At 69.0% G+C, this 12,542-nt stretch carries 12 protein-coding genes; 1 reads left to right on the top strand and 11 read right to left on the bottom strand.

Annotated elements, in window-relative coordinates; genetic code table 11:
• Positions 1-155: 155 nt before the first annotated feature.
• The 8 genes from AC2VOR_RS19110 to AC2VOR_RS19075 form a co-directional block, all read right to left on the bottom strand.
• On the bottom strand, positions 156-581 hold the full coding sequence (locus tag AC2VOR_RS19110) for a DUF4189 domain-containing protein (protein ID WP_369738460.1): 426 nt from the start codon (positions 579-581) through the stop codon (positions 156-158).
• A 25-nt stretch (positions 582-606) separates the two neighbouring features.
• Positions 607-1,929, bottom strand: coding sequence for a hypothetical protein (locus AC2VOR_RS19105; RefSeq protein WP_486964310.1), 1,323 nt, complete (start codon positions 1,927-1,929; stop codon positions 607-609).
• Entirely contained in the window at positions 1,926-2,690 is a 765-nt protein-coding gene (locus tag AC2VOR_RS19100) for an SDR family NAD(P)-dependent oxidoreductase (RefSeq protein ID WP_369738458.1), read from the bottom strand. Before AC2VOR_RS19100 ends, AC2VOR_RS19105 begins: the two co-directional genes overlap by 4 nt.
• Positions 2,687-5,032 (bottom strand): CaiB/BaiF CoA transferase family protein, encoded by a 2,346-nt coding sequence (locus tag AC2VOR_RS19095; protein WP_486964309.1) that lies wholly within the window; start codon positions 5,030-5,032, stop codon positions 2,687-2,689. Before AC2VOR_RS19095 ends, AC2VOR_RS19100 begins: the two co-directional genes overlap by 4 nt.
• Before the next feature lie 19 nt (positions 5,033-5,051).
• A complete protein-coding gene (locus AC2VOR_RS19090) occupies positions 5,052-6,020 on the bottom strand; it encodes an enoyl-CoA hydratase/isomerase family protein (protein ID WP_369738456.1) in 969 nt (322 codons plus the stop codon).
• Positions 6,021-6,044: 24 nt separating this feature from the next.
• A complete protein-coding gene (locus AC2VOR_RS19085) occupies positions 6,045-6,881 on the bottom strand; it encodes a mycofactocin-coupled SDR family oxidoreductase (protein ID WP_486964308.1) in 837 nt (278 codons plus the stop codon).
• Positions 6,878-8,083, bottom strand: a complete 1,206-nt coding sequence (locus tag AC2VOR_RS19080; RefSeq protein ID WP_369738454.1) for a cytochrome P450 — start codon at positions 8,081-8,083, stop codon at positions 6,878-6,880. Before AC2VOR_RS19080 ends, AC2VOR_RS19085 begins: the two co-directional genes overlap by 4 nt.
• Before the next feature lie 223 nt (positions 8,084-8,306).
• A complete protein-coding gene (locus AC2VOR_RS19075) occupies positions 8,307-8,993 on the bottom strand; it encodes a TetR/AcrR family transcriptional regulator (RefSeq protein WP_486964307.1) in 687 nt (228 codons plus the stop codon).
• Positions 8,994-9,303: 310 nt separating this feature from the next.
• On the opposite strand from AC2VOR_RS19075, the gene AC2VOR_RS19070 reads away from it, so the two are divergent.
• Positions 9,304-9,645, top strand: a complete 342-nt coding sequence (locus AC2VOR_RS19070) for a hypothetical protein (RefSeq protein ID WP_369738453.1) — start codon at positions 9,304-9,306, stop codon at positions 9,643-9,645.
• Between the two features lie 3 nt (positions 9,646-9,648).
• Here AC2VOR_RS19070 and AC2VOR_RS19065 read toward each other — a convergent pair whose 3' ends face one another.
• From AC2VOR_RS19065 to AC2VOR_RS19055, 3 genes are all read right to left on the bottom strand, one after another.
• The gene (locus AC2VOR_RS19065; protein WP_369738452.1) at positions 9,649-10,647 is read right to left on the bottom strand and encodes a Gfo/Idh/MocA family protein; all 999 of its coding nucleotides are present in this window, start codon (positions 10,645-10,647) and stop codon (positions 9,649-9,651) included.
• A complete protein-coding gene (locus AC2VOR_RS19060; RefSeq protein WP_369738451.1) occupies positions 10,640-11,875 on the bottom strand; it encodes an FAD-dependent oxidoreductase in 1,236 nt (411 codons plus the stop codon). The genes AC2VOR_RS19065 and AC2VOR_RS19060 overlap by 8 nt, the downstream gene beginning before the upstream one ends.
• Positions 11,876-11,925: 50 nt before the next feature.
• On the bottom strand, positions 11,926-12,542 hold a 617-nt coding region (locus AC2VOR_RS19055; protein WP_486964306.1), incomplete at its 5' end, for an alkaline phosphatase family protein.

Raw genomic sequence — 12,542 nt, 5'->3', positions numbered from 1 at the left:
GACATGATCAGATCCTCCAAGAGAGCTCGGAGAACCCGTCGGATGTCGTCTGATCGACACACCGATCTCTATCGCGAAGTCAGACGCAAAACAGGGTGCGCATAAAACCCGGGACGGTTCGCGACGAGTGCGGACCCAGGCACTATTCCCCGCCGCTACTGTGTGGTCCAGAACGAACCTCCGGATGGGCCGCCGCCGAGGCCCGGGTCGCCGACGCAGTAAGCGTTGTCCGCGGTCGCCCCCGGCCGCCCTACCTTGGCCACCACCGCGGCGATGGCATCCTCACGGGTGGCGCCCCAGGCGCCGAGCAACTTCGGACCGTCATCGGAGAGGGCCACGCACCCGCCCTCGCCCGCGACAAGGATGCGGCAGTCGGTCGCGCCGTGGCGTGTGGCGCACTGGTTCAACGCATACGCCTCGACATGGTCCAGGCTGGCAAGGCTACCGCCCACCGTGGTTTCGAAGGTGTGGGTGGAGTCCGATCCCGCCATCACGATGTAGTCGCCATCGGCATGCGCCGGTGCTGCCACTGCGACGGCACAGAAAGCGGTAATTACTGCGGACGCACTGAGCTTGAACACAACGCTAACCTCACTCGCGACGAGTTTAGCCACCGCGCGGGCGTACTGCAGCGAATGCACCAAGTTGGGCGTCGTCCAGCAGCTCCCCTACGCGATGTCGCTCCCACACGGTCAGCAGGTTCGTCAGCATCTGCAGCGGTGCGCGCACGCTCTCGTCGTCTCGGATGCGGGGATCGGTGCGGTTGCCGGGCAGCGCGTCGCCGAATCGGCTGAGCAGCAACGCCGGCACGTCCAGTAGCCAGGCGACCCCCATCACCGCGGCGTAGAGCACCGTGTGGCGGCGCAACCGGTCCGGATCCAGGGGCGGCCCACCGCAGCGGCGAAACTCCGTGACGAACACGTGCAGCAGCTCGTCGAAATGCTTGTCCCACAAACCTGTTTCGGCGCCGGACAGGGCGCCCCACAGGGCCATGCCCACGTTCATCTGGCTGACGCATCCCCAGTCCATCAAGCCGCAGCGCAGGGCACCCCGGCCGTCCGGGCTGTCGCGCCAGAACCAGGCGTTGTCGACGTTGGCGTTCCAGTGGCACAGCGCCACATAGTCGGCGTCGGCGGCCAGCGACTGCTCGACCGCGTCCGCGTGGCGGGCCACCAGCGGCACCTCGGTGCGCAGGCGGTCGAGGAATTCCGGCGCGTGAACACCCGTCGGCATCAGTCCGGGGTTTGCGGCGACGAAACCGGCGAGACGGGTGACGCGCTTGTCGAGCTTCTCCGGGGACAGCGGGGCCCGCTCCCCCACGGTCGCGCCCGCGACGTCCAGCGGGAAGTCGGTGGCCAGGTCGGCCGGCAGCCGCCCTGAGCGGTGGGTGCCCGCCAGCCGGGCCAGCGCGGTCAGCAGCGCGCGGTAGTGCTCGAGCGGCTCGGGCATGTCGTAGTCCAGGCACTTCTGATAGTGCGGTTCGATCCCGTTGGTGCCGAACAGGATTCGCTCGGTGATCAGCAGACCGGTGCCGGTCTCCCGGTGATAGTCGGCGAACAGGACGCTCGGTACCGCGATGGGGAATTTCGCCAACTGGGACAGACCGGCGAACCGCACCTCGGCATCCATCTGCGTCCTGCCGAGATCGCGCGTGGGGTTGTCGAAATCGCGGGAGAACTTGACGAACAGGTCGGTGTGCAGCTCCGGAGCAGCCCGGTCGTATTCGACCGTGAGGACGACTTTGCGTCCCGTGCTTCCCGCCGCGACCGGCTCGAACCGGGCGATCCGGGTCACGCGGTTGTCGGCCCCCAGGACACCGGAACGGCGCAGCGCGTCGGTGAGGAACCCGGCGGCGCCGCTGTGCAACGTCGCCGGGTCGGCGGGAAACGCCAGCCCGTAGCGGTCACCGGCCGTCCACTGCCCGGTCACCAGGTTTGTTCGGCCGCACGAACCAGCATGTGGTTGACGGCAACTCGGCGGTCGCGGGTGACCATGTAGAGCACCGCGTCGGCGATGTCGTCGGGCCGCAATTTGACCATGCCGGCGGTCCGGCGCTCGAACGCCTCCCGCGACGACGCGGCCAGGTGGTCGAAGATCTCGGTGTCCACCGTTCCCGGGCCCACCACGCCGACGCGGACGTGCTGGCCGATCAACTCCTGTCGGATGCCCTCGCTGAAGGCGTTGACCCCGAACTTGGTGAGCGAATACACCGCCGTTCCCGGCCGGGCCACCCAGCCGGCGGTGGAGCTGATGGTCACCAGGTCGGCGACGCCGCGCGGCGAGTCGGCGGCCGCGTCGATCAGGTGCGGCAGCGCCGCACGAGTGGCGTACAGGACGCCCCGCACGTTGACCGAGACCATCGCGTCCCAGTCCTGCAGCGGCGCCTCGGCTGCGGGCCCGGACTGCATCATGCCGGCATTGTTGACCAGGATGTCGATCCGTCCCAGCTCGGCGACCGTGCGTCGCACCGCGTCCGCGACCTGATCGGCGTCGGTGACGTCGGCGGGCACGACCAGCGCCGTACCGCCCGCGGATTCGATCTCGTTCTGCAGCTCGGCCAGCCGGTCGCCGCGGCGCGCGACCAGGGCCACCGCGGCGCCCTGGGCGGCCAGCGACCTCGCGGTCGCGGCGCCGATCCCGCTGCTGGCACCGGTGACCAGGGCCGCGGTGCCCGCGAGTGTCGTTGTCATGTTCTGTCCGCCCCTCCGGTTCGCGACCCGGCGCCCAGTATCGCTCCGAGCACGTAATCGGTGTCCTCGCCCAGGTCCGGCGCGCCACGGGCGACCAGGGCCGGAGACCGCGCCAGGCGCCACGAGGCTCCCACGATCGGGCGCTGCCCCTCGCGGTGATCGCTGACGAAGCGATACAGTTCGCGGTCCCAGAGCCCCTGGTCGGCGATCACGTCGAGCGCGGTGGCGCTCTTGGTCGCCGGGACCCCCGCCGCCCGCAGCCGGTGCGCGAGCCCTTCGGCGTCGTGGAGCCGGGTCAGGTCTGTCAGGGCGGCGTCGAGCGCTTCGGCGTGGCGCTGCCGCGCGGCGGTCGTGGCGTAGCGGGGATCGCCGGCCAGCGCGGTGGCGTCGAGCACCGCGCACAACCGCCGCCATTCGGCGTCACCGGCGACGGCCACGGCGACCCAGCCGCCGTCCGAGCAGGGGTAACAGCCGTGGGGGCACATGTCGGGGTGGCGATTACCCATGGGACCGAGCGGATTTCCGGTGAGGGTTTGCGCCACCAGGCTGTCCCCGATCATCGTGGACAGGGTCTCCACCGCCGACACGTCGACGAACTGGCCTTCCCCGCTGAACTCGCGGTGCAGCAACGCCACGACGGCGGCGTAGGCGGCGGCCGCACCGACGGTGGAGTCCCCGTAGCGCATGCTCGTTCCCAGCGGCGGGCCGCCGGGATAGCCGACCAGCGAGGCGATCCCGGCCAGGGCGGCGAAGCAGGGGGCGTAGCCGGTCTGATGACCCAGCGGCCCCTCGTTGCCCCACATCTTGATCGACACCGAGATGATGTCGGGCTTGATCGCCGCGAGCTCCCGGTACCCCAGGCGCTGACGTTCCATCGCGCCCGGGCGCAGGTTGTTGACGACGACGTCGCTGCATGCGATCAGCTCGCGCAGGCGCGCCATGCCCTCGGCCGACTTGATGTCCAGGTCGACGCTGAGGATCTCCGGGTTGATGCTCAGGAAGAAGGGCGCGTGGTTGATGTCGGTGCCGCCGTAGGCGCGCATCTCCTCCGGGCTGCCCGCGGTTTCGACCTTGATCACCTCGGCGCCCAGCAGCGCCAGCAGCTTTCCCGCGTAGGGGCCCGCCCACACCTTGGTGAGCTCGACGACGCGCACCCCCGCCAGCGGGCCGCCACGGGACGCCCGAGACGGTTTGGGCTGGGCCGACCGGACCGCCGGACCCGGGCGCGGCGCATCCAGGCGCTCGAGCACCGAGGCGGTGTGCTGGCCCAGCAGCGGCGCTGCGGTGGTGATGACCGCCGGCGAGGCGCCCAGCGCGTACGGCACGGTCGGGTATTCGGCGTCGCCCAGCACGGGGTGGTGCACTCGCTGGAAGAAGTGGCGGTGGCGGTACTGCGGTGAGCGGTGCAGATCCGCGGCGCCGTTGACCGGGACCAGCGGGACGCCCAGCCGCTGGGCCGCATCGGCCGCGTCGTCTTTGCCCAGATGCCGTACCCAGGCGGAGAAGCCCCGCTGGAACTCGGCGACCTTGTCCGCGGTGACGGAGAACTCCAGCCAGTCGTCGTCGAAGGCGTCGAGCCAGTCCGGTTGGCCCAGCAGCTGTTTCACGCCGGTCCAGTGGGCACGACTGGTCATGTAGAGGTAGACGAAGCCGTCGGCGCAGGCGAAAAACGATGCCGGCCCCGCCTGGTCGTAGTCACCGCGGTCGCCTTCGGCCGGCACCTCCCCGGTGACGAGCCGCCCCAGGATGCAGTCGGCCCGCGACACCAGCACCGCCTGCTGCGAGATGTCGATGGCCTCCCCCCGCCCGGTGTGCAGTCGGCCGAACAGCGACGCCGCGATGCACAGCGCCGCGTCCAGCCCCGCTTCGTAGTCGGCCAGGAAGCGGCCGGGTCCCTGCAGCGGCGGCTTGCCGGGGTCGGCATGGCTGGGGGTGTGATACCCCCAGCCGCTGGCGTGAAAGACGTTGATGCTCTTGGCGTTGTCGAATTCGGTGGGCATCCCGCTGCCGAACGGGGTGATCGAGCAGAACACCACGCCCGGATACCGCGCGGACCAGTCGGTGGCGCGGTCCTCGATCACCGCGTCGGCGGTGCCGATGAGCCGGTCTACCCGCCCGGTGTCCAGCACGACGGACTGCTTGTTGGTGTTGAGGTGGGCGAAGAGCCCGCTGCCCTCGGGGCCGGCGCCGATGACGGGGGCCATCGCCCGGGTGCGACTGCCGCACCCGGGGGGTTCGACCTTGATCACCTCGGCGCCGAAGTCGGCCAACAGCTTTCCGCAGTACTCGCCCGCGACGGAGTCGGCCAGTTCGACGACGCGGAGACCGCTCAGCGCCGACATGCCTGCACCCGCGAGAAGGTCAGGGCTTCTGGCGCCCCGAGCGGCTCAGGCGCCACTCCGGCGGGAAGTTCATGTCGTTGTCCTTGACCACGTTGTTCAGGCCCTTCTCGAAGGTGCCCGCGGTCAGGTCGACCTCTTCCGCGTCGTTGGCGATCATCGGCAGCATCCCCTCCACCATCCCGGTGAGCAGGCTGCCGAAGTACTCGCCCTTGTGCTGCTTGTAGAGCTCCAGGAACGTCTTCTGCACGGCGACGGTGTCGGTCGGACGGGAGCGCGAGCACGCCATCGCGTACTTCAGCGTCTCGTCCTCGAGCTTGTCCCGGGGCACCACGCTGTTGACGAAGCCGCACTCGTACATCTCCTTGGCGCTGAACGGCCTGCCGGTGAACAGCATCTCGGAGAACTTGCGCAGGCCCATCGTCTCGGCCCACCACCACAGCCGGGGGCCCCAACCCACGTAGCGGAACGCGGGGTGCCCGAACAGCGCGTCGTCGGAGGCCACCACCAGGTCGGCGTCGCCGGCCTGGTAGAAGTGCCAGCCATAGCAGTAGCCCTTGGCCTCGATGATGCTGATCTTGCGCAGCTCCTGCAGCGGCCGGTTGCCGGCGCGGGCCTTGGCGTAGAAGTCGGTAACAGTGGACAGGTAGCGATACGACCCGCCCGGCGGGTACTTGACGTCCTCGTCGTTGATGGCCAGTTCGTGCAGCAGCGGCATGCCGGGGTTTTCCAGCATTCCGCGCTGTTCCGGCAGGTCTCCGCCGCTACCGAAATCCTGTCCCTCGCCGCGGATCACCACGACCTTGACGTCGTCGTCCACGTTGCACTTGTGGATCAGGTCGGCGTAGTTCTGCCGCATGCCCAAGGTGGTCGAGTTGAGCTCTTCGGGGCGATTGAACGTGATGTATGCGATCCGGTTCTTCTTGTCCTTCTCGAACTTGATGTACTGCTCGGCTTCCTTCTTCATCTTTTCGTAGTCGTATTCCGGCATGATTTCTCTCCAGTTTTGTTGTGCCTACTTGAGCAAAGCGCCCGCGTCGACGGGCAAGGAAACGCCAGTGACATAACGTGATTCGTCAGAGGCGAGGAAGAGGACGGCGTTGCTGATGTCCACGGGTTCCAGCCAGGGCACGGGCAGCGTGTGCATCATCTGGGAGATGGGGGCGAAGTCCTCGGGGCCGGGGGCGGGCAGGTCCGGGCGGAAGAGCCGGTAGGTCTGGTCGTTCATCACCATCGTGGTGCTGACCTGGCTGGGCAGCACCGAGTTGACGCGGATCAGCTGAGGTCCCAGCTCGACCGCGAATGCGCGCATCAGCCCGATGACGCCGTGCTTGGCCGCGATGTAGTGGCGGGTGTTCGGGTACGCCTTACGCCCGCCGACCGAGCTGGTGAGCACGATCGCGCCGCCGCGGCCACCCGCGAGGATATGTGGCACACCGGCTTTGACGGTGTGCCACACACCCGTCAGGTTGATGTCGATCATGTCCTGCCAGACGTTCTCCCGGATCTTGTGCAGCTTGCGGCCGTCGGTGCCCACGCCCGCGTTCGCGACGATGATGTCGAGCCGGCCGAGCTGTTCCACAGCGCCGTCCACCGCGGATTTCAGCGCCTCGTAGTCGCGCACGTCCACCTGTGCGGTGACGATGCGGCGGTCCTGCGCTTTGACCAGGTCGGCCGTCTCGGCCAGGTCTTCGGGCGTGGAGTGGGGATACGCCAGGTTCTCGATGGGTCCGCAGATGTCGACGGCGATGATGTCGGCGCCCTCCTGCGCCAGGCGCACTGCGTGGCTGCGTCCCTGACCGCGGGCGGCGCCGCTGATGAACGCGACCTTGCCGGCGACCCGGCCGGTCATCTCGGTACCTGGGCCGGCATGCACTCCCAGCCCCGCACCGTCGAGGTCGGGCTCAGCTTGGCATTGCCGAGGTCGACCTCCCAATCGGGGAACCGTTTCAGGATCTCCTCGAGGGCGACGCGGCCCTCCAACCGGGCCAGCGCCGAGCCGAGGCAGAAATGCGTGCCCACGCTGAAGGTCAGGTGCGGGCGGCTCCGGCGGTGGATGTTGAATTCCCCCGCATCCGGGCCGAATTGGCGCTCGTCGCGGCACGCGGACCCGATGAGCATCATCATCACACTGCCCTCGGGCACCGTCCGGTCGTAGAGCGTGACGTCGCGGGTCACATACCGTGACACGTGGGGGGCCGGGGGCTCGTAGCGCAGCAATTCCTCGATGGCCTGCGGGACGAGCTCGGGGTGCTCGGCCAGCGCGCGACGCTGTTCGGGGTTCTCCGCGAGAACCTTCCCGGACCAACCGATGAGCCGGGTCGTCGTCTCGTTGCCGGCCCCGGCCACGACGTTGAGGTACACGAGAATCTCTTCGCGCGTCAGCTTCCGCGTGGTTGCGGTTGCGTCGACGAACTCGACGTTGAGCAGCTCGGTCATGATGTCGTCGGAGGGATGGTCGGCGCGCCAATCGATGTAGGCCTCGAACTGTTCGCCCACCGACAGACCGTGCTGGGCGGCATCCATCGGCTTGCCGGCCTCGGTGCGCAGCTGCGCGTTGCCCCGGTCGCGGATGTAGACCTGGTCGTCCTCGGGAATGCCAAGCAGCGAGCTGATCACCCGCATCGGCATCACCGCGCCCAGGTCGGTGACGAAGTCGAACCGGCCCGACCCCACCAGCGGGTCCAGGAGTTCGGCGCACAGATCGCGGATCATCGGCTCGAGGGCGGCGATCCTGCGCGGGGTGAACATGCGCGAGAGCAGCTTACGGTGCACGTCGTGGATCGGCGGGTCTTCGAAAATCAGCATCCCCGAAGGGATGTCGAGGTTGGCCTTGATCAATTCCAGGATGGCGCCCCGCGCCGAGCTGTAGGTGGCGTGGTCGACCAGAGCCTTGTTGACATCGGCGAATCGGCTCACCGCGAAAAAGTCGTATTCGGCGTTGTAGTAAAGGGGCGCCTCGTCGCGCAGGCGCGCGAACATGGGATACGGGTCGGCGATGAGTTCGACATCGTACGGATCGAATCGAACATGGCTGTCGGTGCTCGCCGTCACGAAACCCCTCCTACGGCTGCGATTTCCGGATACCGGCGCCGTTCGCGCGGGCACCGGCGCTGCCAGTGTGCCAGCGCCGGATCCGGTTCGGGCAATTTGTACACTCCGCTTAAATGTGTTTCTCCGATATGCGCCACGAACGGCGGCTTACTCTATTCTCGTAGAGAACCATACGGGGAAACGTCTGGCAAGACCCGGAGGGCACCGTGTGTCCGCCTCCCGCTCACCCCGATCGGGTCGCCCGGCGCCGCGGTGCCGGGCGTAGGTTGTCGGCCCGGGTCAGCCGACCCTTGTCCGGACTCTTCAGAATTCCCGCCGCGATGGCGGACAGAATCCCGTCGAGCTGCTCGGGAGTGTCGATGATCCGGTCGCCGTGGGCGGCCCGCAGCAGCAGCCCGTTGATGAAGGTCAGCGTGACATTGCTCAGGTCCTCGACCACGGCGGTTTCCAGTTCGGCGCCGCGCGGCATGAGCTGGACAAGGATTTCCCGGTGCAGCTTGGTGAACCCGTCCGTGGCCTGCTGCAGGATCGCGGCCAGCGCCGGGTCGCGGGCGGCCTGCATCGTCAACTCATACCTGGCCTTCGTGCGCGACAGCTGTGGCTCACTGCCCGCTTGGATGACGACCTGCGACAATCGCGAGGGCACCGGATTGGTGCCGTGCGGGCCGGAACTGTCCGCGACCGCCTGCAGCTCGGCCAGGTCGAGTTCGGCGAGCCGCTCGGCCACCGCGCGTAGCAGCGCGGACCGGGTGCGGAAGTAGAACGAGGTCGTGCCGTCCGCTACGCCCGCCCTGCGGTCCACCTTCAGGTGGCTCAAACCCTTGGCCCCATCGTCGGCCAACAGCTGAATCGCCGCATCGCACAAATCGCGGCGGCGCTCCGCCGGGTTGGGTTTTCGTCGTTTATCCATACCGAGTCCAATGATCGTGGACCCGGAGAATACTCTATATTCGTAGTGTCAGTAAAGAAGTTTCCCTCAGGTGCAGGGCACCCCGTGCGGACCGCCGACCCAATATCCCGGCGGCGCCTGCCAGGGACAAACTCTCTTGATCTGCCCGGGCGGCAGCAGATGGCCATGACCGAAACCGCCGACAATGTGCGGACCGGGACCTGGCATCCCCGGGCCGGGAGCGGCGCCCGCCGTGCCCGCGCCGAAGCCCGGGAAGCCTGTAGGGCCATTCCCGGAGCGACTATGGACCAGGTCGCTGTCGGCTTTCTCAATGGCTTCGGACTTCCGCCGGTGGAGTTCGTCGACCTCGCCGCGGACCTCGCGGCCGTCGATCCCGCGCATATCGGGTACGCCCAGCTCTGCGAACACCCCGCTGCGTCCGCGCATCGACAACTACATGGAGGAAGCCATGTTCGAGTGGATGATGCCCGGGGAGGGTGAACTTCCGTGGTGCGACATCGTGTCCGCGCTTCCCGCCGACGTCGTGATCGAACTCGAGGTGCCCCAGCGATCGCTGGCGCTGGCCAGCGTCGGCCCGGCCGAACGGCTCGCCCCCTGCGTCGAGGCGGCACGCCGCCTGCTGGCCGAGGCGGCAACGCGGCGAAGGGGTTAGCGCTCAGCTCGGCTGCCGCAGCGGCAGGCCCGCCGCCCGGTAGATCGCGTCGATGACGGTCATGTTCCGCACGGCGTCTTCCGGGGTGGTCAGCACCGGTTCGCCGCGCAGCACCGCGGCGGCGAAAGCGTCGAGCTGGTACGCGTAGGAGGCGCGGCGCGGAAAGCGTTCCGCCCGTTTCCCATTGGGCGAGCGGACCGAAAGGCGGTTCACCAGGCTGGGCAAGACCGGGTTGAGCAGCCGCAACTCCCCGCGTTCGCCCACCACGCGCGCGCTGATCCGCAACAGGTGCGAGGACCACATCGAGCAGACGATCCGGCCGGTGTGCCCGGCGGCGAACCGCAACTCGGCCGTCATCGCGCGGTCCACCCGGGGATCCCGTAATTTCGCCCGTGCGGAAACGACTTCCGGGGCCGAACCGCCGAGCGTGCGGGCCATGTGGACCGCGTAACACCCGGCGTCCATCAACGCGCCCCCGGCCAGCGAGTAGTCGTAGCGGATGTCGGAGAACCTCGGCAGGGGAAAGCACATCGCGGCCTCGACTCGCTCGATCCTGCCCAACTCCCCCGAGGCGATGATCTGCTCGGCCCGCAACGTGAGGGGGTGATAGCGGTAGTGGAACGCCTCCATCACCACTCGACCGGAATCGGCAGCGATTCCGGCGATCTCGTGCGCCTCGGCGGTGTTGGCCGTGAACGGCTTCTCGCACAGCACGTGCTTGCCCGCCGCGAGCGCGGCGCGCGTCCAGCGGCCGTGCAAGCCGTTGGGCAACGGGTTGTACACCGCGTCGAGGTCCGGGTCGGCGACCAGCGCCTCGTAGTCCTCGTGTACCCGGGCGATGCCGTGCTTGGCGGCGAACGCCCGGGCGCGGGTGACGTCGCGTGCGGCGACGGCGGCAACCACCACCTCGGGGTTGGCCTGGGCCGGCTTGACCAGCGCCAGCGGCGTGATGCGGGCGGCCCCGAGGACGCCGATGCGCAGCGGTGCCCGACCCTCAGCCATCGTCGCCGTCGGAGTCGCGACGGGCGAACGCTGGCGCGTGCTCCGGCCGGACCCCCACCCCGACGAAGTACGCGGGCACCGCCGAGAGCCAGGGCAGCCGCTCCACGAGCGTCAACAGCGCCCCCGGAGGTGTGGGGTCGGCGCCGCGCAGGAGCGGCCCCAGCAACGCCCGCGCCAACACCCGTTGGACCGCCTGGGTCACCGCGGCCGGCAAGGCGCGGCGGCGCCGGACGGCCGCCAGGTCGCGGTCGGTGACGCGGTGCCGCCGCAGGGGCCCGGCCAGCAGGGTCGCGGCCGCCACGGCATCCTGGACGGCCAAATTGATGCCGACCCCGCCCAGCGGTGACATCGCGTGCGCGGCGTCGCCGATGCATAGCAGCCCGTCGGTGTGCCAGCGGCGCAGCCGGTTCACCCGCACGTCGAGGTGCTTGACGTCGTCCATGGATTTCAGCGCCGCCACCGAGTCGGGCATGTCGGGCAGCAGCGCCGCGACGTCGCGGCGGAACGCCTCGATGCCCCGCGCGCGCAGCTGAGCGTCGGTGCCCTTCGGTCCGATGTACGCGATCTGGAAGTAGCCCTCGCGCGGGATCACGGCGAGGGCCCTGCCCGGGGCGGTGCGCGGCAGGAAGGAGAAGTCGGAGGCTCCTGCGCGGGGCAGCCGAAACCACCACACGTCGAAGCCCACCGGGTACTCGCGGGCCCGCAGCCCCGCCGCCTGGCGCACGACCGACCAGCGGCCGTCGCAGGCGACGGTGAGTTCGGCCCTGAGTTCGCCGGGACCCTCCGGTCCCGTGTAGCGCACGCCGGTAACCCGGCCGCCCTCCCGCAGCAGCCCGGTGGCCTCGGTGCGCATCCGGAGCGTGAAACTGGGCTCGGCGCGCGCGGCCTCGGCGAGCAGGTTGAGCAGATCCCACTGCGGCACCATCGCGATGTAGGGATGCCGGAGACGCAGACGCTCGAAATCGATGTAGGTCACCGAGCGCCCGTCCGTGTCGAGTTGTCCCGTCCTGACCTCGCTGTAATGCAGCGCCGCGAACCGCTCCCCCAGGCCCAGCTCGTCGAGCAACTGGATCGTCGTGGGATGCACGGTGTCGCCGCGGAAATCGCGCAGGAAGTCGCCGTGTTTCTCCAGCAGGGTGACTTCGACACCCGCGCGCGCCAGCAGCAGCCCGAGGACCATGCCAGCCGGGCCGCCGCCAACGATCGCGCACGTCGTTGTCTCCACCATCGCGCTCAGCATAAGGGGACGCACGTTTTCGCGGGCGTCCCGCCGAGGAGCTACAGCTTGGCGTCGAACACCGAAACGGGCTGCAGGAGCACGCCGTTCTCCTCCACGTAGCGGTCCCACAGGGCCAGGAGTTCGGCGAGCTTGTCGGGGCGCGCGGCGGCCCGGTCGTCGGTCTCTCCGGGGTCGCGGGAGAGATCGTAGAGCTGCCAGGCGCCGGGGCCGTGGGGCTCGGGCAGGTACAGCGCCTTCCAATCGCCCTGCCGGATGGCACGCCGGCCGAACAGCTCCCAGCCCGTGGCGGTGTCGGCGTCGTGGACGGTCTCGGCGGAACCGGACAGGTACGGTACCAGCGAGCGGCCGCGCATCGGCGCCACTTCTCGCCCGCGGTAGGCGGTCCCGGGATGTTCGGCGCCGGCCAGTTCCAGCACGGTGGGGGCGATGTCCATGACGGTCGCGAAGGCGGTGCCGATCTCGCGTTGCCGCGCAAAGCCCGGCCAGGTGACAAAACCGGTGACGCGGATCCCGCCTTCGGCGGTGAAGGCCTTGTGCAGGCGCGACGGCGCGGTGGCGGCCTGGGCCCAGCGCGGGCCGTACCAGATGAACGAGGTGGGGCTGCCGAGGTTGTCGAGGCTGTTGTCGAAATTCTTCTCGATCTGCGCCACGATCT

Source organism: Mycobacterium sp. TH-M103 (assembly GCF_057473785.1).
This window is presented reverse-complemented; position numbering and strand designations above follow the sequence as displayed.